Origin of the sequence: Persicobacter psychrovividus, assembly GCF_036492425.1 — a bacterium.
Taxonomy (GTDB): domain Bacteria; phylum Bacteroidota; class Bacteroidia; order Cytophagales; family Cyclobacteriaceae; genus Persicobacter; species Persicobacter psychrovividus.
In genome coordinates this window covers 77,893-104,235 of the sequence record NZ_AP025300.1, presented here as the reverse complement: position 1 = coordinate 104,235, position 26,343 = coordinate 77,893, and the positions used below count along the sequence as shown (strand labels likewise).

The window sequence follows — 26,343 nt, the reverse complement described above, 5'->3', positions numbered from 1 at the left end:
TTGATCGTGTATCATAAATTTTTGAGCGTAATTCTAAATTGACATAAGGCGATAGTCCTACACACCCAATAAATTATGAAAGCATCATTTTATGAAGGAAATCAAACCTTCACTGTTGTTGAAAAAGAGATGGAAGCACCGGCTTCAGGTGAGGTAAGAATTAAGGTCGCCTATTGTGGCGTTTGCGGAACAGATGTACACATTTACCACGGCATGATGGACAAGCGTGTCAATATTCCTGTGACTATCGGGCATGAAATGTCAGGCACAGTGGATGCCATTGGTGAAGGGGTAGAAGGCTTTGCTGTAGGAGATAAAATTACAGTTCGTCCCTTAGACAATCGAGGGGAAACGCCTGCAGATAAAGGCCATAGTCATATTGCCAAAGCCCTTAAGTTCATTGGGATCGATAGCCCAGGAGCAATGCAGCAATATTGGAATGTTCCTGCTTTTACCTTGCATAAACTCAAAGAAGCAACAGACCTTAAGTTAGCGGCTCTTATTGAGCCACTATCGGTAGCTTGTCACGATGTACGCATGAGTGAATTGAAAAAAGGCGAAGTGGCTGTTGTATTAGGTGGCGGCCCTATTGGTTTATTAGTTGCGTTGGTCGCTAAAAGTAAAGGAGCACGTGTCATTATTTCTGAAGTAAATGAAATCAGAATTGAAATGGCCAAAAACATGGGCTTGGAGGTTGTCAATCCGATTAGTACTGACCTTGTTACTTATGTCGATCAAGAAACCAAAGGGGGATTAGCGGATGTCGTCTTTGAGGTTGCGGGAGTACAAGCTTCTTTGGATGTAATGACGGAGGTAGCTGGTATCAGAGGTCGGATCATTATGGTAGCGATTCACGGGGAGAAAAAACCCGTCGATCTATTTAAATTCTTTTGGAAAGAATTGGGTTTGATTGGTGCTCGTGTGTACCAAAAAGAAGACTATGAAGAGTCCATCCAATTAATCACCGAAAACAAGTATAACTTCGAAAAGCTTATTACAGGCACCAAACCGCTTGATCAAATCCAACAATTATTCGAAGATATCGACAAAAATCCAACGGGAATGAAATTCCTAATTGACTGTCAATAATTAATATATCAACTCAAAAAATTATAGAAATGAGCGTTTTAAATTCATTTAACTTAGAAGGAAAAGTAGCCTTAGTTACAGGTTGTAAAAGAGGTATTGGTATGGGGATGGCCGTGGCATTGGCCGAAGCTGGTGCAGATATCATCGGCGTAAGTGCTTCTTTAGAAAAATCAGGTAGTCAGGTAGAAAAAGCAGTAACAGCTGTTGGTCGTAAATTCTCGGCATACACCTGCGACTTTTCCAATCGTGAAGCGCTTTATGCTTTCATTAAAGAAGTAAAAGAAGATCACCCGGTGGTTGACATTCTTGTCAATAATGCGGGTACAATTCTAAGAGCTCCTGCTGTTGAGCATCCAGATGAAATGTGGGATAAAGTGATTGAAGTGAACCAAAACGCACAATTTATCCTAACCCGAGAATTCGGTAAAGAAATGGTGGCTCGTCGTGCGGGTAAAATCGTATTTACAGCCTCTCTTTTGACTTTCCAAGGTGGAATTACTGTTCCTGGATATGCAGCATCAAAAGGAGCCATTGGCCAGATGACAATGGCCTTTGCCAATGAGTGGGCCTCAAAAGGGGTAAATGTAAACGCAATTGCACCAGGTTATATTGATACAGACAATACGGAAGCTCTGCGTAATGATCCGGTAAGGTCGGAGCAAATTTTATCACGAATCCCTGCCGGACGTTGGGGTAAACCAACGGATTTCGCAGGCCCAGTGGTTTTCCTATGCTCTGAAGCAAGTGCCTATATGCAAGGGGCGGTTATGCTTGTTGATGGTGGTTGGATGGGGCGCTAATTCACTTTATTGATAGATATGGGGTGAAGATGAATGGTTGCTTGAGTAGTTTTTCACCCCTGTTTTTCCCCTTTAACTCGCACTAAAGTTTACAAAAAAATATGCATATAAAGTCACAATTTTTCGAAGACTACACCCTCGGAGACTATAGAGAAACGCTCGGTAGAACGATTACCGAGACAGACTTTGTGGTACACGCGGGGCATACGGGTGATTTCTTTCCACATCATATGGATGCTGAATGGTGTAAGGGACAGCCATTTAAAGAGCGTATAGCACATGGGACGCTAACGTTTAGTGTAGCGATTGGAATGACAGCAACGGAGATTAACCCTGAGGCATTTTCCAAAGGGTATGATCGTTTACGTTTTGTTAAGCCAGTACACATTGGCGACACGATTCACGTCAAAGTAACCATTTCTGAAAAGTCCGAATCCAAAAAAGATGGGTTAGGACAGGTGATTGAGCACGTTGAGGTAATTAACCAAAGAGGAGATTTAGTCTTGGTTTGTGATCACATCTTATTAGCGAAAAAAAAGGAAGAGGTATTTATTGAGAAATAAAATCTACCCTAATTTTAAGCAGTACACCATAAATTCAAAGGGGTTATACCTTATTTAAGTGACTGGTGACCTGTGGCTGGTGATCGGTAAAAGTCAAGTCACAAGTCAGCGATCACTGGTCACATTTTTGACTACCCTCTTAGCTTTATTGTTTGGTGCTTATTTTTTATCCCGAGACACACCTCCAATTGATACGTTGATACCGTCCACTGTCTTTAGAATTTCTTTGATGATCCCCTTTTGAGAAGCATTTTTTAGCTGAGAAGTCAAACCAGAAACGACCAATACGGCCATCACCTCATTATTAATGTCATAAACAGGTGATGCAAAATCCGTAACGCCTTCCGTTAGGGTACTTTTTTGCACAAAGCACTTTAAGTCTTTTAAAGTGGTTAGTTCTTTTTCCAAGTGGATTTTCTCTGCATTTGATAACTGTTGAAAATCTTCCGAAGCATTCAGGATTTGCTTTCTTTCTGATTCGGATTTATTCGCTAAAATAATCTTCCCCGAATTGGTTTGTGTTATTGGGAAAACACCCCCAACTTCAACGGAGAGTGAAATGGGCGTCATGCTTTTGGCTTGACATAAGATCAATAACTTATTTCGATAGAAAAAGCTTAGATGACAGGACTGAAGAATCGCCTCAGAGAGCTGTTCCAAATAAGGCATGGCCGCTTTTACCAGATAGTCAATCGAAGAGTGATGATGTGATAATTGAAATAACCTAAGGGTCAGTTGATACTTTCCTGAAATGGGTTCTTTGCGAATATAACCACGTTCTTCAAGGCACACCAACATACGGTATATCTCATTGGGTTTACGATTAATTCCCGAGCCAATTTCCGATTGAGACTGCGGAATCGATTGAGAGGACAAAAATTCTAAGATGTCTAACCCCTTGTCCAGGGCCGGTGAATTATATGTAGGCATGACTTGAAAATAGTTTTAACAAAAGTAATAATTTGTTTAAATTAAAGTGGGTGAATACGCCAAGTTTTTCCTTTAAAATAATTTTTTCAAATTCTGATAATTAAAGCTATTTTCAATGAATTTTTATACATCATCTTATACTGAAGAGGTTGGGCCAGGTTTGTCGGGAAATGGGGTTGGCATCCAATATTTTAGCATGAATAGTGAAACATATGAAATCACTTTGTCCCATAGCAATGAAACTATTAATCCTGGCTATTTCACCTTAAACCAGAAAAATCAAAAGCTATATACTTTCCAAGAAAGGTTACAAAATTTAGGCCCTCGACTACTTTGTTTTCAAACCAACGCTGGGCAATTAGATTTGGTATGTTCATTGGAAATTGATGGAGGCTTACCCTGTCATATTTCACATATAGATAAGTATAATTGTTTGATTGTAAGTTGTTATCAGACAGGGAATTTTTTGAAATATGATTTAGATGAAAACGGGATTCCTTTGGCCTGCTCGCAAAACATTAAATACAGCGGAGGAAGTATCAATAAAGATCGTCAGGAAGGAGCTCATGGTCATTTGTCGCATTATGACCAAGCCCATGACCTATTGCTATTGACCGACCTTGGCAATGATAAAATCTACAGTCTAAAATATTTACTCGGTTACTTTGAGCAGTTTACTGAATTAAGCCTCCCTGCTGGAGGTGGACCAAGGCATCTTATTCAACATCCTAATGGTAGTTACTGCTTTGTTTGCAACGAAATGAAGGGGGAGATCAGCATTTTGAAATGGCAAGATAAAGCTTGGCAATGGGTCAAAAATGTATCTGTGATGACGCAGGAACACCATAATGAGGCTTCGGCTTCGGCAATCAAATTATCAAAAGAGGGGGGATTTATCTATTGTGGCGTACGCAAGACCAACAGCATATCTGTTTTACATTTTGATGATGTAAAAGAAGTTTTGTGCCTCATCGAAGAAGTACCCACTTTAGGCATTACCCCAAGGGATTTTGAAATATCTCCCGACGGTTCTATGTTGATTGTTGGAAATCAAGACTCTGCTTCCATGATTTCTTTTGCTATTGACCAGCACACAGGAAAGTTGCAGTTGATCGAGAAAGTGGACGGCATACGGTCGATCTGTTGCGTGAAGTTTGAATGAGAACGATTTCCACTGTTTCATTCCAAATGCTTGAAACAGTGGAAAAACGTCATTTTATTTTTTACTGTAAAGTAATTCGGAAACTAAAAGCGTGAGCTCCAACCTTTTGATCTGGCAACTGAATGCGAAGGCCTTCATCTTCCACCTCAAATTTTAAAGGTTGATCATATCCCAATAGATTTATTTGCTGAATGTCTTTATTGAGCAATTGCTGATTTTTCCCTAAAGTTCTAATGAATAAATCCTCCTTGGGCCAATCCAAAGTAATGGCGTAAAGGTGATTGTCCTTTTGCGTAAATCGAATGTCCTCTGCTGTTGCTTCAGGATTTTGATTTTCAGATAAATGACCTTCCACAATTTCTTGAGGGCCTTCACCGTAAACCGTCCAAGTTCGTGTACCATAAATGGCTTCGCCATTGATCTTGAACCAGTCACCGATTTCCAATAAACGATCTCTGACCTCCTGTGGAATTCGTCCGTCAGCAGTAGGAGGGATATTCAGTAGCACCGCCCCATTTTTACTTACTACATCCACCAAAAAATCAATCATCCGGTTGGTCGATTTATAGTCTGGATCCGAGATATGACACCATGCTTTCCAATCCATTGAATCATCCGTTAGCCAGGGGAAGTCCTTCTTTTCACTCATTCTCGAACGCTCTAAATCCAATACGCCCGTACCCTTTTCCAAATCATGCCCCTTGTAGAAAGTAACCACTTCTTTGCCCCATTTTTCTGCGTTATTATAATAGTGAGCCAAGAACTCCTTACGGTATTTCTCATCAATGAAATCCATTTTGTTATCAAACCAAATCATATCAGGCTGATACTTGTTCATGATCTCATCCAGGCGATCCAACCACTCCTGGTTAAAGTCGGCATCAGGTAGAGGGGGCGTTGGTGGTACGGCCATCACAAATGAACCCTCAGGTACTTTAGGCCCATATAAGCTTGCGTATTTCTTGTTCGAGGCATCGGTTTTTTCATCCCAGGTGCTGTACCAAGCAAACAGCCAATGGCGATGATAGGTCGTGATGAATTTCATCCCTTGTTTACGGATAGCCTCTCCCATTTCGCCAACGATGTCCCTTTTAGGTCCCATATTTTTCGCATTCCATGGCGTTAATTCACTGTCCCACATTGCAAATCCGTCGGCATGTTCAGCAACAGGCCCCGCAAATTGTGCACCTGATTTTTTGAATAACTCCGCCCAATCGTCCGCATCAAAATGCTCAGCAGTGAACATCGGGATAAAATCCTTGTAGCCAAATTCGTTTAGTGGTCCATAAGTTTTTTCATGGTATTCACGGATCGGATTTCCCTTCTCATACATAAAATGAGAGTACCATTCAGTCTCATGAGCGGGTACCGAATAGGGCCCCCAGTGAAAGTAAATACCAAATTTCATATCCTTGTACCATTCAGGTACTTGATATTGCTTCAATGATTCCCATTCGGGCTGATAAGTCAGCGCTTGTTGCTCTTTTTTTTCTTCACATGAGGGGAGCAATATCAAACCTGTAAAAAATAGGATTAGACTTAAAAAATACCGCATAATAATTAATTTATGTTAGCTTCTGTAATATTAATTTCAACTTCATCTTGAATACCATTCTTCAGATAAGTGACTTCTAAATTGGTGGATAAAGGAAAAGCATCGTCCCAGGAGTATAAGCGAATGGTTACCGTACCGGCCTGTTTTGCTTCGATCTCCCCAAATTTATTGATGCTGGCAATGGTCGGGTCCGAGGATTCCCAAATGATATTATTGCGTGTGGCATTTGCAGGAATGATTTTGGCACTTAAAGATCTTTGCTGGCCCACTCGGATTTTTTTGAAATCCTTTTTAATGCTCAGGCTTTCAACCGCCACATATTCATGACTATCGACAATTTTTTTTAATCGGGCTTTGGCTTCCTGTTGCTCTGGCGTTAATGTCGATTGATCTAACCCACTAAACAATCTAAGTTTCCACCGTCGGTCTTGGTAATATTCCCCTTTTCTTTCTAATCGATCTGTTCTCAAATCGAAAAATCGACCATCGGGAAACTCCCTTGAGGGTTTATACCATTTGAAATTTTTGTCAAAAGCATAAACTAAGGTCTGCGAAACATCATCATAAGGACTGTTGCCATTGAACCAGGTGTAAATATGGTCACGATGTTCTTTTTTCGATTTACCAATGACTTGTGACCACAAACTTTTACCATCTACTTTGGTATCAGGCATTTCAATTCCTACTGCTTCGCATAAGGTAGGGTAAATGTCAGTGATATTGGTCAAACCATCATAGGTTCGATATTGCATTTGGCCTTTCGCTGTTGGTATGACAGAAGGTTGAGAAATAACTAAAGGAACATGCAAACCGTTATCGGCATTGCCTCCCTTACGGCCAGGATACACACTCCCATCAGGTAAAATATGAGCAAAACATTCTTTCGTTCCATTATCACCCATCACTACAATGAGCGTGTTTTCTCTCAATTGATGTTCTTCCAATTTGTTTACGACTTTACCAATCAGCTTATCCATATAAGCAATCATATCTGGGAAATACCGTCTGTCGTCTCCCTTTCGGCCATTACGATTGTGGTTGGCCTCATCAAATTCATCAAAAATAGTAACAGGTTGCGTATCGGGCGTTGGTTTGTGGTCATCATGCACCAGCAACATCGGGTAATATAAAAAGAAAGGCTGATCTTTATGACGATCGATAAAGTTGAGTGCATCTCTGTTTACAATATCCGGCCCATACCATCGGCGTCCTGTTTGTGGATCGAGGTCTTTTCTTCCTGTATAATTGGTGACGGTTCCATTTTTGATCAAGTGGGGATTAATGAACCGTTGCCCTTCAGTGGTGACATCAAAGCAGGTGAATTCATCCCATCCAAACTCAAAAATATAATCTTTACCGGCCACTTCTTTGCTTCCTCGGGTCTGTTTCCACTTCCCAAAAATACCCGTCGCATAGCCCGCTTTTTTAAAGCTATCGCCAAAGGTGATGTCAGAGGAATGTTGTGCTTTACATCTCAAAAAATTACGGTCGTTGGTTTTCGCCGACATCAAAGCAATCCTTGTCGGTTCACAAATTGGATAAGCGAAAGCATTGTCCACTCTTATCCCTTCTTTGGCCAAACGATCAATGTTTGGGGTCTCAAATTCTACTTTATCAAACAAGCCCTCTAAGGAGGAGATTCGATTGGCACCATAGGCCGTTACACCTAAATAACTGAGGTCATCAATTAAAATAAAAACCACATTGGGAGGCCTTTTTTCCGCCTTTGCCTGAAGGTTAATAAGCAGGCTGAGCCCTAAAAAAATAGTGAATAAATTACGCATAGGTCTTTTTGATTAATGAATGTAATATTAGTTAAGTCCCACAGAATAATTGTCCATAAAAAAGATCTGATAAAAGGGGGGAATATTAAATTTTTTATTCACTATACATGCCGTTCCATTTTTCTGCAAAATCAAAGGTTTGAATTAGTATTCCATTCCCCATTTGAAAGTCGTTTTTCACTTAGGCAACTTTTGATGAAAAAATTATGATATGTAGCCTGTAGTGCAGATTCTTAGGTGGCGAATAATATTGACAACCGGTAAGGATTGATTTCTATAATTTATTTTTAGATCAGCGTTTTGCGCCCAATATCGGTTGTGTTGATGCATCATCACTGCGGTAGGAATAATAACTTATTTTTCCCACCCCTTCTACCGAAGCATTTTTTTGACGGATATCCGAGATTTATGTGCTAATTGTGCTATCATTTTTTCAACCTATTCATAATAATCTTATGAGAAATAGACCTTATACAAAAACACATTTTTTAATTCTACTCGGGATACTTCTAAGTGTGGGTACTTCGGTAGCACAACGGGTAACCGTGACGATTGACCCAAGCATCCAGAAGTATGTTGGAGAGGTGACGGAATTGGAACGTTCCAAGTATTTCAATATGCACACCCGTTGGAATGACGGAGATTTTACATTGGAAGAAATGGAGGAGATGAGGGATGTTTACGGTATTGGATTTGGCCGTAGTTTCTGGGGGCCATATTCCTTTGCTGCGAGTAAAAATAATGGGCAGGTAGGGAAGTACCCAACCGATGATGACCTGATTGATGGGTGGGCCAGTCAGAATATCAATAGCATGATGAACCATATACATGCGCCTGCAACAGTAGATAAAACACGCAGCGTTATTACTGAGCACCCTGGTAATGTGGTACGATGGAGTATTGATACTAATGAAGGAGCGAAATGGGCTGCCGAATATTTTAAAAGATTTTTTAATGACCAATTGCTGCCATCCCATTTTGAGCCAATGAATGAGCCTTTTGTTCATGCAGGGGATGATGTGTTCAAAGAAGAACAACCTGACGAAGCTAAAATGCGGCAACGGATGGCTGAATGGTTTGGTGCTATTGGGAAGGAATTTCATGAGCAAGGAATAAAAACTAAGGTTATTGGTTATTCAAGTGCATGGCCTTCAATGGAGCTTTGGGACTTTGGCCACTGGGAGAGTCGTATGAAAATGTTTATGGATGTTGCGGGTGAATATATGGATGCTTTTGCTACACACATTTACGACGGCATCAACGTCAAAGGAGATCACACTTTACGTTCGGGAAGTAACAGTAAGGCGATTTTGGATATGATCGAGACTTATAGTATGATTAAGTGGGGCAAAGTTAAACCACACGCCATTACTGAATTCGGCGGTATTGAACAGGGCTATGGAGACCACTATTCTGATTTACGAAGTGTGCAGTCTATAAAGTCAATTAACCATATTATGATGGAGCTGATCGAGCGTGAGGATCGTGTTGATTTAGCAATTCCATTTATAACAGGCAAGGCGATATGGCATATCAATCCAGAGAATAATTATGAGCCTTATGGGGCGGCTTTGAAAGTGCCTATTGACGGGCAAATCGGTCAGCCTGTTGGTCCAAATACCAAATGGAGATTTACGCCAAGAATTCACTTCTTTGCGCTATGGTCAGATGTTAAAGGAAAAAGAATCAGTAATATTAGTAGCGACCCAGATATTCAGACACAAGCTTTTCTTGATGACAACAAGGTTCATTTGATTCTGAATAATTTGGATGACAAAAACCAAAAGTCGATTGACTTAAGATTTATTAATGGTTTAGGCAACTTTGATGAAGTAACCCAAAAAGCATTGAAGATTTATGATACTGAAATGCCGGTATATACGGAAGAAACGCTAAGTATAGCACCTCAAGCGCTGAATATGGAAGCTGGAGAAACGGTTGTTTTGACCTATACCATGAATACCGCACTTCAACCAAACAATAGTATTCACTACAAGACCTACTACAACGAAAACCAAATTGTGGAAATCATTGATGGCCGCAAGATGATTTACCAGATGAATGGAGTTGATTTGATGGCAGGTTCAGGAGAGGCTACATTGCAAATTGGGATCAATAGAAATCATGCGCTTTCAAAACAACCTCGAATGTTGTTCAACGGCCATGCGGTAACTGTTCCTACCAATTGGGCAGGCTCCGACCAGCAATACCGTGATAGCTTCTTCGGGGTGATTGATGTGCCAATACCGATGAGTTTGGTTAAAGAAAACAATACGGTAGAAATCACTTTCGATGATTACGGGGGAGCGATTAGTACCATGATTCTTAGGGTCGGAACACACAAAACTTTTGTTGCTCCTCCTTTGAGTAATGACGAACAAGGTAAAATAGATATAGAAGTTTTCCCCACACACGTCAATGATCACTTTCAGGTCAATACCAATAACCTTCAGGTAGATCAACTTCAGATCATTGATCAGATGGGAAGGATCAGGGAAAAAAAAAGCATTAAATCTGCACAGAAGCAGTTTAGAGTGGATAACCTTTCCTTGTCAAAGGGGATCTACTTCGTTAAGCTAAGTGGACTTTCTGGTGAGTTTTCAAAGCGAATTATCGTGATGTAAGCGAGCTGATTGGGGCTATAAAAAATCAAAATGCCAAGGTTATTGCAAATTTCAACATGCAGTAGGTTGAGCAAAAGCCGCCTCCAAAGTATTTGTGGCCGATTTTTAGGAGAGGATCCTTGAACACCTCAACCACTGTTGGAAGCAGCGACTATTAAGGACAATTAACATAAGGGGAACAGATGCGTTCTCCTTTATTTTTCATTCCAATACCTGACAATTACAAATAGTCTTGGGTGATAATTTTTTAATGATATGACAAAGCAAAGTTTAACGTTTTGTTTTTGGATAACATGTTTCATGTTTGTCAATGCTTGGGCAGTTCAAGCACAGGATTGGCAAAATCCACAAGTAATTCAGCACAATAAATTGAATGCGAAAGCCAGCCGAAAAGCTTTCAATAGTGAACAAGAAGCCCTCAGCCAAGAGGTGGCGAAGGACCGCAAAGTATCTCTCGATGGGCAATGGGGGTTTCAGTTTTATACAGACTATCAAAAGGTTCCGCATACTTTAAGTGAAATTAAAGCTCAAACCTGGGAACAAATTCTTGTTCCTGCCAACTGGGAAATGCAAGGTTACGGAACGCCTATTTATACTAATTCGACCTATCCATTCCCCAATGAGATGCCCTATATCAAGAGGGAAAATCCTACTGGGATATATCAAACACAATTTAATATACCTGAAAATTGGACCAAGGACGATCTGATTCTACATTTTGGTGGGGTGAGTTCGGCCATGTATCTTTATGTGAATGGACAGGAAGTAGGATACAGTCAAGGTTCTCGTTTACCTGCCGAATTTGATATTTCTTCATATGTAAAAGCAGGTGAAAATGAATTAATAGCCAAAGTACTTCGTTGGTGTGATGGCTCCTACCTTGAAGACCAAGACCATTGGCGGATGAGTGGAATCCATCGTTCAGTATTTATTGAACGCATGCCCAAGTTAGGTTTATTGGATATTTCGGTACGAGCAAGCTTAGACTCCCATTATCAAAATGGTCTGGTGGAAATCCGTCCTCGTTTAAATGCCGATCGTCAGGATGACCTTTCGGGGTATCATATTTTGGCACAACTTTATGATCAAGATCAAAAACCTGTTTGGGCAGAACAGCTGAGTCGTCCAGCAAAACAACTGAATAAAGAATGGTACCCTCAGCGAGATAATGTGATGTTTGGTTGGTTGAAAAAGGAAGTCCAATTGCCAAAAAAATGGTCTGCAGAACAGCCCAACCTCTATACCTTATTAGTGAAGATCAATGACCCTTCGGGTAAAACCATTGATGTGTTAAAGCAAAAAATAGGATTCAGGAAGGTGTCCATCAATAATGAAGGTGAACTATTGGTTAATGGGAAATCTGTGTTGCTTTATGGTGTAAATCGCCATGATCATAATGAAAAAACGGGTAAAGTTGTTAGCAGAGAAGATATGCGTCGGGATGTCGAGCTATTGAAGCAATTCAACTTCAATGCGGTACGTACCTCACATTATCCAAATGATCCATATTTTTATGAATTATGTGACGAATATGGTCTTTATGTGATGGATGAGGCAAACATCGAAACACATGGAGTCAGGGGTGAAATATCCAACAGAAATGAATGGATGTATTCGATGATGGACCGTGTGATTCGAATGTATGAACGGGATAAAAACCACCCAAGTATTATCTCCTGGAGTTTAGGTAATGAATCTGGCTGCGGAGCCAATCATGCCGCCATGGCTGGCTGGTTAAAAGATCAGGATCCAACACGATTTGTACATTATGAAGGTGCTCAAGGTGACCCGACTAACGCTGATTATTTACCTTGGAATAGCAAGGAAATCAATGCCAACTACCTTAATCCCAATGATCCTCCGTATGTGGATGTGCTCTCAAGGATGTACCCTACCATCGATGTATTAAAACGCATGGCTGAGGATAAAAGTGTGAAGCGGCCGATCTTAATGTGTGAATATGCACATGCTATGGGGAATTCTACGGGCAATATGAAGGAGTACTGGGATTTGATCCGTCAGAAAAAGAACCTAATTGGCGGTTTTATTTGGGACTGGATGGATCAGGGAATTGCGATGACCGATGAAGATGGTAAAAAATATTGGGCTTACGGAGGTGATTTTGGAGACAAACCCAATGATAATAATTTCTGTATCAATGGTATTATTGCCAGTGATCAAACCCCTAAGCCTGCATTATATGAATGTAAATATGTGCAGCAGCCTGTCGCATTTTTCCCTGTTGACTTATCCTCATTTGATGTCAAAATATTAAACCGATTTAACTTTAATTCATTGGATCAATTTCAGTTACGGTGGACTTTGAGAATGGAGGGCAAAGCATTGCAATCAGGAGCCATGAAGTTGCCACAAGTAATGCCGAATGAAAGTCAGCAACTGCATATACCGGTCAAAAAGTTCAGTAAAATTGCTGGAGCAGAGTATTGGTTGGATCTTGAATTGGAAACAACCAAAGACTTACTTTGGGCAAAAAAAGAACATCAAATTGCTACTGCTTCTTTTGAAATTCAAAATGAATTGGCAGCACCAACGATGATGGTTAAGCGTAAAGGAGATTTTGAAGTCAATGAGCGGGATAATGAACTTATGGTCAGGGTAGGAAAATATGCAACAGCTACTTGGGATAAGCAGTCTGGATTTTTGAACACTTTCAGTGTTAAAGGCCAAAAAGTCATCGATTCTCCAGTTTTACCTCATTTTTGGAGAGCGTTGACGGATAACGATGAACAAGGTTGGAAGCCTCAAAACAAACCAATGGCAAAATGGGCTACCGCTGTTCAGAATGCTAAACTTGAGCAATTTGAATTCCTTCAAAAGGAAGATCATTTAGAGGTATTGACAACAGTATCTTACAAACAAACGTCGGCGAGTCAGCAAATCAAATATTTGTTTTACCAAGATGGGACATTGCAAATAACCACTGATTTGGCTGTTGGCCCAAAAACACCTGCTTTATTAAGGTTTGGGCTTCAGTGGCAATTGAACAAGTCCCTTGAGTCCATGACATTCTATGGGAAGGGTCCTTGGGAAAATTACATTGACCGAAATCAATCGGCAAATGTGAATGTATTCCATGGCAAGGTAAGTGATTTTGAATATGACTATGTCGTTCCAACGGAGAATGGTAATAGAACAGAAGTAAGGTGGTTGGTGATGAGTAATACCAAAGGGCAGGGATTGATGTTTAAAGCTTCTGAACCGATGGAAGCTTCTGCTCATGGCTATTCTGAGGAAAATTTAGCTCAGGCAAAACATATCAATGAGCTTCAAGGATCCGATACCTGGATAGTAAACACAGACCTTATTCAAGAAGGAGTCGGGGGAATTGATTCATGGAGCCCTAATGCACGGGCATTAAAGAAATATACAGTTCCTGCTAACAACTATCATTTTGAAATAGAACTGATTCCTGTTACAGGTAAACCAACCGAATATGTGAAAAGGGGGCGGTTCAATTATACTTCCTCAGAAATGATTACCTCTAAATAATGGCATAGCACCCATGGGATATAATTTTTTAAGTCTATGAATTCAAAAACCAAAATATTTGTATGGGGAGCTATAATTGCGGCAAGCCTTTCGGCTTGCCAGCAATTTAGCGAAACTCAAACTAAACCAAATGTCATAATCGTCATGACCGACGATCAAGGTTATGGTGACTTGGCCTGTTTGGGGAATGAATATATCAAAACCCCCAATATCGATCAGTTATATAATCAAAGTACCCACCTGACTAATTTTCACGTTGCTCCTACCTGCGCACCAACTCGAGCAGGACTATTGACAGGGCGCGGAGCGAATAAAACAGGTGTCTGGCATACCGTGATGGGCCGTTCGATCTTATTTCCAGATGAGGTTACCTTATCACAAGTTTTTAAGGAAAATGGTTATAAAACGGCCATGTTTGGGAAATGGCATTTGGGGGATAACTCCCCATACTTGCCACAGGATAGGGGCTTTGATTTAGCCTTGTATCATGGTGGTGGTGGTGTTGGTCAAACCCCCGATTATTGGGGCAATGACTATTATGATGATACCTATTTTCGTAATGGAGTCGCTGAGAAACAGTCCGGGCACAGCACGGATGTTTGGTTTGATGAAGCCATCTCTTTTATTAAGGAGAACAAGGATCAGCCCTTCTTTTGTTACCTTTCAACTAACGCACCACATTCCCCACTAAATGTGGATTCAAAGTATAGTGAACCTTATAAAAAAATGGGTTTGAACAATACTGTTTCAAGATTTTATGGTTTAATCACCCAATTGGACGAACGCATTGGTGATCTTAGGGATGAACTGGATCAATTGAACATAACGAAGAATACCATTTTTATCTTTATGACAGATAACGGTACTGCTTTTGGGGCTTCCTTTGACAAAGACGGTAACCTGAAAAGTGGCTATAATGCAGGGATGAGAGGCACAAAATGCAGTGCTTACGAAGGAGGGCATCGTGTTCCATTCTTTATTCATTGGCCAAATGGCAATATGACTGAGTCAGTGGATATGAATGAATTGACGGCCAATACAGACATCATGCCAAGCTTAATAAAAATGTGTGGCTTAACCCTAAACCAAAAAATTGATTTTGACGGTACAGACATATTCAATGCATCAAAGCAGCAACTAAAAGACAGAGTGTTGATTACAGATTCCCAGCGAATTGCCATACCAGAAAAATACAGGGAATCTTCAACTATGTGGGGAAATTGGAGATTGATTGGTCAACATGAACTATACGATTTATCGACTGACCCAGGACAATTGAACAATATTGCCGATAAGCATCCGAAAGTCATGGCGAAATTGACAAAGGCATATGATGAATGGTGGGCAGACCTCGAAAGCCAGTTTGAAAAAATATCATATATCACCTTAAGCTTAGCAAAACCAGTTGTCCTTACGGCGCACGATTGGTTTACGGCAGAAGAAGCAGGCTTGCCATGGAATCAGAACCTTATCCGAAAGGGGATTGTTAAAACAGGGCATTGGAAAATTAATGTGACCCAGGCGGGGGAGTATGAAATTGCTTTGAGAAGATGGCCCAAAGAGACACATCTGAAACTTAATGATCAGGCTCCAGTAGATCATTGGGAATTTGCCGACCGACCAGCAGAATCAGTTCAATATCAAATGATCAAGGCTTCACTTCAGCTAAATGAAAAAAAATGGGTTAATGATATTCAGCCTGATAGCCAAAGCGCCAACTTTAAAGTCTATTTGGAAGTGGGGAACTATGAGTTATCTGCAAATTTTGAGACTTCTAAGGGACAACAAATTGGAGCTTATTATGTGTATGCACAAAAATCAACATCAACTAAAAGCTTTTAAGTGTATATTTTATTCATCTTATTTTTTTAACGTATTATGAGGTTTGTTTTTATAATTTTATTGTTTTTGGGATTTAACAGTCAATCATTCGCACAACTGACAGTCCCCAAAAAGTTTTATACTGATTCTATTTCCTTCGATAATGCACCTAAACGGCTTAATGATAAATACCCGCTATCGGATCAAAAGAATTCAGGAAAATGGAAGAAGAATAAAAAATTCAGTGACGAATTTAGGGACACAAAATTAAATACCAAACGCTGGCAAGATTTCAGCCGAGGATGGAAGGGCAGACAGCCTACTTATTTTGATGGTCGGAACGTTACGATTGAAGATGGAAAGTTAACCTTTAAGATTAATCAACATGGAGATGACCCATTGCCAGAGGAATATACGCATAGTAGTGGGTATATTCGGAGCAAAACACAATTCAAATATGGTTATTTTGAGGCTAAAATTAAGGCAATGGACGCTCCTTGGGTAACCTGCTTTTGGCTAACAAATGGTACTCCTACTTGGTGGACAGAAATTGATATTTGTGAAAATGCGCCTGGGGTCGCAGGCAATGAGCACGACCTGAATTCGAATATACATGTGTTCAGATCCCCTAAGGATCAAGGGGATGTCAAAAAGCACTTCTCCAGAAATGGTAAATACTATATTCCCTTTGATCTGAAGCAAGACTATCATGTTTGGGGCTGCGAATGGAATGAGAAAGTGATTAGATGGTATTTGGATGGCGTCCTTTTCCGTGAGGCAGAAAATACCCATTGGCATCAACCACTGCATATCATACTGAATAATGAATCTAACAAATGGTTTGGTTGCCTGCCTGATGATAACCGTTTGGACGGTAAGTATCAAGTAGAATACGTGCGTGTTTGGCAATCGAAACAAGTAGAGAGTGAAGTTATTCAATGATAATACAGTATTTGAATATAATTTAGACAGCGGGGCAACTTTTTACTGGATCAAAAAATTGAAAAGCCTTTGATTATTCCTTAAAGGGGTTTCTGATTGGGCAAAATCAATTTAAAAAGCAGGAAGTTGTTTCGATGTCTATAAATGTTAAGGTATTTCATTTGTAATAGGCCAACATTCTTAAAGTGTACACCTGATGATTATATATGTTATGAGGAAATTATTGTTTTTGATTTTGTTTTCAGGCTGCATTGGTCAATCCTTTGCTCAACTTTCAGCACCTAAAAAGTATTATACTGATTCTATATGCTTTGATGGTGCCCCAAAAAGGTTGAGTAATAAATATCCACTATCTGACCAAAAAAACATGGGAAAGTGGAAAATGAATAAAAAATTTAGTGATGAATTTAAAGGGAATAAATTAGATCCGAAAAAGTGGCAGGACTACTGCCGAACATGGAAAGGGAGACAGCCTACCTATTTTGATGGCAGGAATGTAACTGTTGATCATGGTGAATTAACATTCAAGATTAATCAACATGAGAAGGACCAACTACCCGAGGGATATACTCATAGTAGTGGATATATCCGCAGTCACACACAATTTAAATATGGCTACTTTGAAGCTAAGATCAAAGCCATGGATGCTCCTTGGGTCACCTGTTTTTGGATGACAAAAGGAACAGCTACATGGGGTACTGAAATTGATATTTGTGAAAATGCTCCCGGAGTAGCGGGCAATGAGCATGATCTAAATTCTAATATTCATGTATTTAAATCTCCAGAAGATCAGGGGAACGTTAAAAAGCACTTCTACCGAAGCAAAAAATATTACGTGCCATTTGACCTAAAAAAAGACTACCATGTTTGGGGTTGTGAATGGAATCAAGATGTTATACGATGGTATTTGGATGGGGTCCTATTCCGTGAAGCAGAAAATACCCATTGGCATCAACCATTGCATATCATACTGAATAATGAATCTAATAAATGGTTTGGCTGCTTGCCAGATGATAACCGTTTGAATGGGCAATACAAGGTAGAATATGTACGGGTTTGGCAATCAAAATTGGTTGAAAGCGATATTATTCAATAGAAAATTTGCACCAAGGGGAGCTTTACATTCTGCTTTGTGTGTTAAGTATTTTGTTGCTAAAACCCAAGTAAATTGACAAGGGGACTTTGCAACTGAAGTAATAGTGTATTAAATTAATTCTTAAATTATGAAGTTGAGCGTATTGCTGTGGGGTATTTATTTCTTTTTCACTTTATCTGTTTCAGCGCAAGAGGCCCCAAAAGAATTCACCAACCCTATCCTTTCAGGTTTTTATCCAGATCCATCTATCTGTCGAGTTGGAGATACTTATTATATGGTGAATTCAAGTTTTGAGTGGTTTCCAGGTTTGCCCATCCATAAAAGTAACGATTTGGTCAATTGGCAATTGATAGGCTATGGGTTATCCAGACCAACTCAAGTCGAGTATAAGGATGATCTACAAAATTCCAAGGGTATTTTTGCTCCTACTATTCGTTACCATAACGGCAAATTCTATATCATTACTACCATGGTAGGAGGGAAGGGAAACTTTATCATTACTTCGGATAACCCTGAAAAAGGGTGGTCTGATCCCTTGTGGATTAAAGATGCACCGGGCATAGACCCTTCTCTTTTTTGGGACGATGACGGAATATGCTATTATACTGGTGCGGGCATTGTTGATGGTAGTGAAGGGGAGTGGCCAGGGAAAAATGGCGTATGGATGCAACAGATTGATCCGGATAAAGGGGTGCTATTAGGTGAAAAGAAGCAACTTACTTACGGACATGCGAGTAATGCACGATGGGCTGAAGGACCACATATTTATAAAATAAATGGAGAGTATTTATTAATGTTGAGCGAGGGTGGTACTAATGAATATCATGCTATCTCGGTATTCAATAGTAAAAATATTTTGGGGCCTTATATTCCAAATCATGCAAACCCTGTTCTAACTCACCGCCATTTAGGAGAGAACTACCCAATTGTTCAAACAGGACATGCAGATCTTGTGCAAACGCAAAATGGGGAATGGTGGAGTGTGATGTTAGCTAAGCGGAAAGTAGATGGATTTTGTACTTTATCGAGGGAGACTTTCCTGGCTAAAGTAGAAATGACCGTTCAGGAATCTGGAGTTACTCCTATTTTCAATCCTAAAAAAGGCCTATTACAATCACATCAGCCAAGACCAAATTTACCCTATAGCCCTGTGGTGAAGCAAAAGGGGGTGGATACTTTTGATAGCCCTTTGGGGCTTCAGTGGAATTTCTTAAAAAGCCCTAAATATAAATGGTACGAAACCAAGAATGGGCATTTGGAGATTTCCTTGCGAAAGGAATCGCTTATCGAATTATGCAACCCATCCTTTATTGCGCAACGTGTTAAGCATCATGATTTTATCGCAGAAGTTAAGCTCAACTTTACAACAGATAAATCCAATGAGATGGCCGGGATTTCTGTTTACAGGATGACAGGGAACAATTATCAATTAATGAAAACTGATAATAGCATTATTTTGTATAAGGTGCATAATCAAAATGTGAATACTCCAAATACATTGCAACTAATTGCTGAGATTCCCTATAACTCAAATTCTGTTATTTTAAGGTTGGATGTTACTGGAAACATAATCAAGTTTTTTTACGGTGAGACGACGAAAAATATGGTTGAATTATCTACTGGACAGGATTACACTATTCTTTCTGATGAAGCAACAAAAAGGTTTAATGGTGTATATGTGGGAATGTATGCAACTTCACAGGGTGAAGAAAGTAGTAATCAGGCGACTTTTAAGTGGTTCAATTATAAAGTTAAAAGTAATCAAAATATAAATTAGGCTGTTTTAAAATATGCAGTTGTTTTGAGCGTATAAATAGATGATTTAGACTCTCAAACTTTACTAAATGAGACGTGTGGAGTACAGGTATTTTTCAGAAAGGATAACATTCTATTATGAAATAGGTATAAAAACACTTTTTTATTTATTTAAATGATCTTCATTCGTTCCCATATTTGGGCTGTTTTAAATCTTCATTATTTGATTCAAATATTATGAGAAAATTTTTTATCCTCTTTAGTTTCATTTGTTACTGCTTTACAGTAAATGCGCAATCCTTAAAAATGCCTCCTATATTTGGGGATCATATGGTCTTGCAAAGTGAGTCAAATGCAGCGATTTGGGGCATAGCAAGGCCTAATCAAAAGATTAAGATATCTGCTTCCTGGGATAATGCCCAGTCCGTTACAACGGTAGCCAACAATGAAGGAAAATGGTTTACCCATATTCAAACACCTCAAGCAGGAGGCCCATATTCACTAACAGTTAAGGCAGAAAAAAAAATTACATTGACTAATGTTTTAGTTGGGGAGGTTTGGCTTGCATCAGGACAATCCAATATGGAAATGCCATTAAAAGGATTATATAATCAACCAGTATATCAAAGTGCGAGCATGATTACTGACCCCGACCAGCCACTTATACGTTTGTTCGATGTGAAAAATCAAGCACGTAATATTCCTACTGAACAGTTTTCTGGCCAGTGGACTATGCCTTCACCTGAACGGATCGCAAATTTCAGTGCTGTCGCCTATTCTTTTGCAAAAAAACTGGCTACTACTCTTGGGACGCCTGTTGGTATTATTACCAGTGATTGGGGCGGAACGCGTGTAGAGGCGTGGATGGATCGTGCGTTATTGTCACAGAAATTCCCTGAGGTTAAGCTCCCTGATGAAAATCCAAACAAAGCACATTATCAACAACCGACGGTCCTTTATAATGGGATGATTCATCCTTTGATTCCTTTTGAGATAAAGGGAGTCATTTGGTATCAAGGGGAAAGCAATAGAAATGAACCATGGCATTATACAGCCTTATTTTCATCGATGATTCAGCAGTGGCGGAAAAAATGGAATAAACCTGAATTGCCATTCTACTTCGTTCAAATCGCCCCATTACACTATAAAGGGGGAGTTAACTCAGCATATTTGCGGGAAGCACAATTACAAACAGTACAGGAAACACCAAATACATCGATGATTTGTATCGATGATTTGGGGCGGTCAAACTGTATTCACCCTCCCAAAAAAATCGAAGTGGGGTACAGGTTGGCGTATTTTGCACTAAATAGGACCTATCAAATTAAGGGGATTAATACAGATGTACCTACTTTTGATTATTTTGAAACGAAAGAAAAAAATGTCATTGTTCACTTTAAAGGCGCTCCCCAGGGGTTTGATAATTTTGAAAAAGAAATCACCGGATTTGAGGTCGCAGGTGAAGATGAGGTTTTTTACCCTGCTAAGGCCCATATAGTTTGGGGGAAATTAGCGGTAAGTTTACGGTGTGATAAAGTATCAAAGCCGGTTGCTGTTCGGTATAACTTCAAGAATTATTGTGAACCTTCCTTATTTAATACTTTTGGGCTACCGATTAGCTCGTTTCGATCTGATCAGTGGAAAGTTGCTGAAATTTTACCATAACTGATAGGTGACTTTTGTCAATGTAAGTTTGTATAGCCAGCTGTAATGTCGGGGGAGGAATCATAAAGAGTTCGGGTGAAAAATATATCCATTAAATTTTCACCTGACTTAACGGTATTTTTTTCCTTTAATTGGGTTGGTAATCAATAAATTAGGCTTCTGTACTGAGACTATATATAATTTTTTATGAATACTAATTTTATCAAATTTTCCCTTATTTTTTTATTTTCTATAGGGATAAATACAATAGCTAACTCACAGGATGTTATGCGAAAAAGACCTGCTGGATGGGAGAACCTTGTCTATGGGGGGCGTTTTCAGGATAGGTTTTTACCCTTACCCGACCATGGTCAATTGTCTTCAGATACTTGGGGAGCACAGCAGGTTCTGCCACGACACGTTGAGAACGGAATTGAGGATAATGAATATTCCTATTGGGGTGGAAACATCATCAAGGATAATGGGAAATTTCAAATGTTCGTTTGTCGTTGGCGGGAAGACGAGCCGAAAGGGCATTTAGCCTGGCCCAAAGCGGAGGTAGTTCGAGCCGTTGCAGACAATCCGGTTGGCCCTTATAGGGTTGCTCAAGTCATTGGGCATGGACATAATCCAGAACTTCACCATTTGAGCGATGGGGGCTATTTTTTATATGTAAATAACTTTGGTGCACATGACTATTATTATTCTGATCATATTGATGGCCCGTGGATAAAGAAAGAATTTAAATTTGATGCTCGCCAACGCCCCATTACAGATCATATGGCAAATAATACGTTTACCAAACGTCCTGATGGATCAATGCTGATGGTCGGTAGAGGAGGAGATATATGGATTAGCAAAACAGGTGAGTCAACCTATAAAATGGTAAGTAACGGTTCTGTTTACCCACCATACGAAGGTAAGTACGAGGATCCTGTTGTTTGGCGAACGAATGTACAGTATCATTTGATCGTCAATGATTGGTTAGGGCGAATTGCATACTATATGCGCTCTAAGGATGGAATCAAATGGGTGCTTGATGATGGAGAAGCCTATATGCCCGGTATTGCTAAGCAAAGTAATGGCAAGGTCGAAGATTGGTATAAGTTTGAACGAATTAAGGTGTTACAAGATAAATATGGAAGAGCATATCAGGCAAACTTTGCGGTGTGTGACACCATAAAGAAACAGGACAGAGGCTCAGATAACCACAGCTCAAAAAATATAAGTATTCCCTTAACGGTCGGAAAACTTATCACCATAATTGGGGATCAAAAAATAGACGATAAAACCAAAGAAATCAAGTTGCTCATTAAAGCGGAGAATGGTTTCAACCCTCAAACTGATATAAATATAAAGTCATTGCGTTTTGGAGCTCCTCAAGTAATAGATTATGGTGGTGGTTGTACCGTAACAAAAAAGGAACGTTTAGGAAACGATTTGCTGTTGACCTTTAAAGCTAAAGGTAATGGATTCAATACTGACAATTTTGCTGGTAAACTTTTAGGAAGTGATAAAGATGGTAAATTACTCTACGCATTTTGCAGACTGCCTTGGGTGAATTACAAGGAACCTTACCTGTCGGCAAAATACCCTGAAATATCCTTGATAGAAAACAGTATCAAATTAGATATTGATATTGAAAATTTTGGGTTAGTGACTTCAGCTAATGCTAAAATACTGATTGAGTACCAGCAAGATAACCAATGGAAAGAGCTTACAAGATCGAATCTATCAAAATTAAAGCCCTTTGAAAGTAAAAGGGTCAGTATGTGGGGGAAAAAGGTTGAAGATAGAGGCAAGGCCATCAAGGTAAGGGTGAACATAATTTCCCAGTCAGAAACCATAGAAATCTTACAAGGCAAGGTTGTGATTCGATAGCCTATAAACTTGCCTGTCGAATATTTTTGTACTTATCGGTAGGGGCGTTGCATTCAACGCCCCTAAAATGGTATAAATTATGTTTTTAATTGGGCTGAGGTCATATTTTTGACAGGTTACCTATAAATGGTAGTGAAATTGAATATTTGAATTCCTATTGTGCTGTTCAATAAGTTGAGATAATCATCTTGCGGTAATTTTATGCAAAAGAGAAAATCATTTATATGGTGATGCTTTTTGATGAATTCAAATAGAAATTAAATATAGCCCCACAAACATGAATTAGCATGTAACCTCTCAACCATATAATTCAACAAAAATGTTAAATAATAAGGTTATTGATGAAAATTCTACTTTAATATTGGTAGTGGAAGACAACCATGATATGGTTGAGTTTTTAAAAATAAACCTTCAAAGTAATTATCGGGTAGAGTTGGCTGAAAATGGAATTATTGGGCTGCAGAAAACCAATATGCTCAAGCCAGATTTGGTATTGTGCAATAAATTCATACCAGAATTATGTGGAAAGAAATTGTGTGGCATGATAAAGAAAAATCCTGCTACATGTCATATCCCGATCATACTTATTTCTCCTTACATGTCGGATAATGAGCTTATTGATTGTTTTCGGGTAGGGGTTGACGGCTTTCTCTCCAAACCAATCAAGATTGGGGTGTTACTTGCTAAGATTCAACAATTATTGTTTAATGTAAAATTACTTAAGCGTCATTTTTATGCAGAAAATCTATTAAGCACAAACGAGGAGCCATTATCTACTTATGACGAAAAATTATTAAATAGAATTATCCACCTAATTGACTGCAATTTAAGCGATGAAACCTTAGATATTGAATTCATGATAGCGGAATTGGGCTTGAGTAGAAGGCAGCTTTATAGGAAAATACGAAACTTAACCAATATGTCTCCTCAAGAATTAATACGTTTAACAAGACTTAAACGTGCCGCCGCATTAATTAAGCAAGGAGGTTTTAGGGTCGCAGAGATCCGTTTTTTGGTTGGAATGAATAGTCGTACCACATTTAATAGATTATTTAAAAAGCATTTCGGAGTATCACCAACTGAATTTCAATTAAAAGCAGCTACAAAGTCTGATTGATCTGTCTTTTTACCTGTTTTTTATGTACAGGTAAATGTGTGATTTATGGATAAATCAATCTTTGAGAAATATTGGTGCATATATGGCACGATTTGGGACAAGAAAGTAGTACGTGTTTCCCATATTGGATGAGTGTAAACATTCTTACATTTATTTTTTTGAATGTTACAAATTACAGCATAGGTATCATTGAGTATGTCCAAAAGGAATTTGAATGGACAATTTTTCGCTCGTGTACCTGAATAATTTGGCTGTAAAAGACTGATTAATTTTTCAAATCACTCAAAAATAATACTACTATGACCCAAACAACAACCAAAATTACCCTGACTTTTTTAATTGCGTTACTATTTTCAGTCAGCTATGCCCAACCGCCAGGAAGTGGGTGGGGAAATCCTGTATTTGAAGATGATTTCTACGGAAATGCTCTTGATCAAAGTAAATGGAGAGTGAAAGACAATGGAGGCAATGGTGATGGAGAAGGACAGTTCAAAGGATATATGGTTAATGTGGCCAATGGAATTCTTACAATTAATAATGATCTACTGAGTAATAGTACCGCAGGACGACGGGGGGGATGGGTTGATTCAAAAATAAAATTTGGAGATGGAGGTGCTTTCCCAAAATACGGATATTTTGAAGCAGATATCAGAATTAATCTACAGGGGATAAATTTTCCTTGGCAAGGAGGAAAAATTTGGCCTACTTGGTGGCTGTGGGAGGGAGGCCAAGGAAGTTATATTCCTACCGAATTTGATATTATGGAATACAGTAGGTGGACCAATTTCAAAGCCAATAATAATGCTACAAGTTCACATCACTATCGAAATAAAGCGGCCATCGGTAGTGGTCCCGATCCAAAAAAGTTTGCCGTTACTGACAAAAATTCTCCACGGGATGAATTTAATTGGCACAAATGGGGTTTGTTGTGGATGCCAAACCAGGTAGTTTTTTATTATGATGGACAGCCCTATGGATGGTCCGATCGGCCAGATGATGCCAGTAAGGAAAGCGTTCCATTGAAACTCATCTTTTCTTCAAGTCCCCACGTGGTGACACATCCCGATACTCCTCCGCTTTATGCACCAAACGTATCTGATATTTTACCATCATTTCAGGTCAGGTCTGTCAGGGTGTGGCAAGGCGGAAACCCAGCAGGTAATAGTGGCGGAGGGACAGGGACCGTTGTCAATGTGCCAGGCACCCTTGAAGGCGAAAATTATAAAGCAATATCAAATGGCGTTCAAGTAGTTACTGCACCTAATAATAAGAAGGCACTGGGTTATATTCAAAATAACGCTTGGTCGGAACATTATATTAACATACCTACCGGAGGAGGGACTTATGCAGTAGATATTTATGCCTCCTCAGGAGGGAGTGGTGGGACGATTGATTTCACTATCAATGGCCATTCCAAAGGAACTTTTCAGATTCCTAAAACAGCTAATTGGGATGATTATAAAAAAGTAGCAACAGGAAATGTGACTATCGATGGGGGGACTAAGACCATTCGCTTAGTATATAAAGGAACTGGATCGTATTTATTCAATATTGATGGTCTTGTGTTTAGAAACACAAGTGGTGCAAGGTTTTCCTCCTTAATAAATGAACCCCAAGCTGATGCAAATATCCGATTATTTCCAAATCCTACATCTAATGAAGTTACTCTTGAAGGTTTGTCCGCAGAAAGTAACATTCAAATTTTAGATCTAAATGGTATAATACTCCTGAATACTATTGCCAAAACTTATCAAGAAACCATTGATATTTCTCATTTAATGCCTGGTATCTACTTGGTGAAAGTTAATGGAGTTAAACCTATCAAACTTGTAAAAAATTAATTTTGTAATGTCTAAGTTTTGAATAAAGTGACTGGTGATTGGTTCGCAAAGGTTAATTCCATATAGTACTTATATAGCCAGTCACGATATTTACAATATTTTTTAAGAAAGACATATTTATAACATTTACGTAAAAATTTATCTATAAAAAGTATAGTGTTTTATTTGTTTTAATGTAAACATGTGTTGTCCCAATATTTATTTTGGCGTATCCACATTTCATGCATCA

17 protein-coding genes are annotated in these 26,343 nt (G+C 39.2%); 14 read left to right on the top strand and 3 right to left on the bottom strand.

Translation table 11 applies throughout. The features are described from left to right. Window positions 1–75: 75 nt before the first annotated feature. From AABK40_RS22915 to AABK40_RS22905, 3 genes are all read left to right on the top strand, one after another. Window positions 76–1,089, top strand: a complete 1,014-nt coding sequence (locus AABK40_RS22915; protein WP_338399492.1) for a zinc-dependent alcohol dehydrogenase — start codon at window positions 76–78, stop codon at window positions 1,087–1,089. A gap of 29 nt (window positions 1,090–1,118) precedes the next feature. Continuing rightward, entirely contained in the window at window positions 1,119–1,889 is a 771-nt protein-coding gene (locus AABK40_RS22910) for an SDR family oxidoreductase (RefSeq protein WP_338399491.1), read from the top strand. 101 nt (window positions 1,890–1,990) lie between these two features. Beyond that, complete coding sequence (locus AABK40_RS22905) at window positions 1,991–2,452, top strand: MaoC family dehydratase (protein WP_338399490.1); 462 nt, start codon at window positions 1,991–1,993, stop codon at window positions 2,450–2,452. A gap of 159 nt (window positions 2,453–2,611) precedes the next feature. Here the strand turns inward: AABK40_RS22905 and AABK40_RS22900 are convergent, their stop codons facing one another. Continuing rightward, window positions 2,612–3,382, bottom strand: a complete 771-nt coding sequence (locus AABK40_RS22900) for an IclR family transcriptional regulator (protein ID WP_338399489.1) — start codon at window positions 3,380–3,382, stop codon at window positions 2,612–2,614. A 115-nt stretch (window positions 3,383–3,497) separates the two neighbouring features. Between AABK40_RS22900 and AABK40_RS22895 the strand changes: the two genes are divergently transcribed. Then, on the top strand, window positions 3,498–4,544 hold the full coding sequence (locus AABK40_RS22895) for a lactonase family protein (RefSeq protein ID WP_338399488.1): 1,047 nt from the start codon (window positions 3,498–3,500) through the stop codon (window positions 4,542–4,544). A gap of 61 nt (window positions 4,545–4,605) precedes the next feature. Here AABK40_RS22895 and AABK40_RS22890 read toward each other — a convergent pair whose 3' ends face one another. Both AABK40_RS22890 and AABK40_RS22885 read right to left on the bottom strand, forming a co-directional pair. Then, window positions 4,606–6,099, bottom strand: coding sequence for an alpha-L-fucosidase (locus AABK40_RS22890; RefSeq protein WP_338399487.1), 1,494 nt, complete (start codon window positions 6,097–6,099; stop codon window positions 4,606–4,608). Window positions 6,100–6,104: 5 nt separating this feature from the next. Beyond that, a complete protein-coding gene (locus AABK40_RS22885; protein ID WP_338399486.1) occupies window positions 6,105–7,883 on the bottom strand; it encodes a sulfatase-like hydrolase/transferase in 1,779 nt (592 codons plus the stop codon). Between the two features lie 455 nt (window positions 7,884–8,338). On the opposite strand from AABK40_RS22885, the gene AABK40_RS22880 reads away from it, so the two are divergent. From AABK40_RS22880 to AABK40_RS22835, 10 genes are all read left to right on the top strand, one after another. Then, window positions 8,339–10,507 (top strand): T9SS type A sorting domain-containing protein, encoded by a 2,169-nt coding sequence (locus AABK40_RS22880; protein WP_338399485.1) that lies wholly within the window; start codon window positions 8,339–8,341, stop codon window positions 10,505–10,507. A gap of 300 nt (window positions 10,508–10,807) precedes the next feature. Then, entirely contained in the window at window positions 10,808–14,017 is a 3,210-nt protein-coding gene (locus AABK40_RS22875) for a glycoside hydrolase family 2 TIM barrel-domain containing protein (RefSeq protein WP_338399484.1), read from the top strand. A 36-nt stretch (window positions 14,018–14,053) separates the two neighbouring features. Next, on the top strand, window positions 14,054–15,859 hold the full coding sequence (locus AABK40_RS22870; protein ID WP_338399483.1) for an arylsulfatase: 1,806 nt from the start codon (window positions 14,054–14,056) through the stop codon (window positions 15,857–15,859). Between the two features lie 66 nt (window positions 15,860–15,925). Then, the gene (locus AABK40_RS22865) at window positions 15,926–16,780 is read left to right on the top strand and encodes a family 16 glycosylhydrolase (RefSeq protein ID WP_338399482.1); all 855 of its coding nucleotides are present in this window, start codon (window positions 15,926–15,928) and stop codon (window positions 16,778–16,780) included. 211 nt (window positions 16,781–16,991) lie between these two features. Then, the gene (locus tag AABK40_RS22860) at window positions 16,992–17,876 is read left to right on the top strand and encodes a family 16 glycosylhydrolase (protein WP_338399481.1); all 885 of its coding nucleotides are present in this window, start codon (window positions 16,992–16,994) and stop codon (window positions 17,874–17,876) included. A 127-nt stretch (window positions 17,877–18,003) separates the two neighbouring features. Beyond that, on the top strand, window positions 18,004–19,653 hold the full coding sequence (locus tag AABK40_RS22855) for a glycoside hydrolase family 43 protein (RefSeq protein WP_421953333.1): 1,650 nt from the start codon (window positions 18,004–18,006) through the stop codon (window positions 19,651–19,653). A 215-nt stretch (window positions 19,654–19,868) separates the two neighbouring features. Beyond that, complete coding sequence (locus AABK40_RS22850) at window positions 19,869–21,296, top strand: sialate O-acetylesterase (protein WP_338399479.1); 1,428 nt, start codon at window positions 19,869–19,871, stop codon at window positions 21,294–21,296. Between the two features lie 186 nt (window positions 21,297–21,482). Beyond that, a complete protein-coding gene (locus AABK40_RS22845; RefSeq protein ID WP_338399478.1) occupies window positions 21,483–23,156 on the top strand; it encodes a glycoside hydrolase family protein in 1,674 nt (557 codons plus the stop codon). A 319-nt stretch (window positions 23,157–23,475) separates the two neighbouring features. Then, the gene (locus AABK40_RS22840; protein WP_338399477.1) at window positions 23,476–24,273 is read left to right on the top strand and encodes a helix-turn-helix domain-containing protein; all 798 of its coding nucleotides are present in this window, start codon (window positions 23,476–23,478) and stop codon (window positions 24,271–24,273) included. A 299-nt stretch (window positions 24,274–24,572) separates the two neighbouring features. Then, complete coding sequence (locus AABK40_RS22835; RefSeq protein WP_338399476.1) at window positions 24,573–26,114, top strand: carbohydrate-binding protein; 1,542 nt, start codon at window positions 24,573–24,575, stop codon at window positions 26,112–26,114. Window positions 26,115–26,343: the final 229 nt, after the last annotated feature.

Bases quoted from the DNA above. Each gene is read 5' to 3' on its own strand.
- AABK40_RS22915 (WP_338399492.1), top strand. From the start codon at position 76: ATGAAAGCATCATTTTATGAAGGAAATCAAACCTTCACTGTTGTTGAA.
- AABK40_RS22910 (WP_338399491.1), top strand. From the start codon at position 1,119: ATGAGCGTTTTAAATTCATTTAACTTAGAAGGAAAAGTAGCCTTAGTT.
- AABK40_RS22905 (WP_338399490.1), top strand. From the start codon at position 1,991: ATGCATATAAAGTCACAATTTTTCGAAGACTACACCCTCGGAGACTAT.
- AABK40_RS22900 (WP_338399489.1), bottom strand. From the start codon at position 3,382: ATGCCTACATATAATTCACCGGCCCTGGACAAGGGGTTAGACATCTTA.
- AABK40_RS22895 (WP_338399488.1), top strand. From the start codon at position 3,498: ATGAATTTTTATACATCATCTTATACTGAAGAGGTTGGGCCAGGTTTG.
- AABK40_RS22890 (WP_338399487.1), bottom strand. From the start codon at position 6,099: ATGCGGTATTTTTTAAGTCTAATCCTATTTTTTACAGGTTTGATATTG.
- AABK40_RS22885 (WP_338399486.1), bottom strand. From the start codon at position 7,883: ATGCGTAATTTATTCACTATTTTTTTAGGGCTCAGCCTGCTTATTAAC.
- AABK40_RS22880 (WP_338399485.1), top strand. From the start codon at position 8,339: ATGAGAAATAGACCTTATACAAAAACACATTTTTTAATTCTACTCGGG.
- AABK40_RS22875 (WP_338399484.1), top strand. From the start codon at position 10,808: ATGTTTGTCAATGCTTGGGCAGTTCAAGCACAGGATTGGCAAAATCCA.
- AABK40_RS22870 (WP_338399483.1), top strand. From the start codon at position 14,054: ATGAATTCAAAAACCAAAATATTTGTATGGGGAGCTATAATTGCGGCA.
- AABK40_RS22860 (WP_338399481.1), top strand. From the start codon at position 16,992: ATGAGGAAATTATTGTTTTTGATTTTGTTTTCAGGCTGCATTGGTCAA.
- AABK40_RS22855 (WP_421953333.1), top strand. From the start codon at position 18,004: ATGAAGTTGAGCGTATTGCTGTGGGGTATTTATTTCTTTTTCACTTTA.
- AABK40_RS22850 (WP_338399479.1), top strand. From the start codon at position 19,869: ATGAGAAAATTTTTTATCCTCTTTAGTTTCATTTGTTACTGCTTTACA.
- AABK40_RS22845 (WP_338399478.1), top strand. From the start codon at position 21,483: ATGAATACTAATTTTATCAAATTTTCCCTTATTTTTTTATTTTCTATA.
- AABK40_RS22840 (WP_338399477.1), top strand. From the start codon at position 23,476: ATGTTAAATAATAAGGTTATTGATGAAAATTCTACTTTAATATTGGTA.
- AABK40_RS22835 (WP_338399476.1), top strand. From the start codon at position 24,573: ATGACCCAAACAACAACCAAAATTACCCTGACTTTTTTAATTGCGTTA.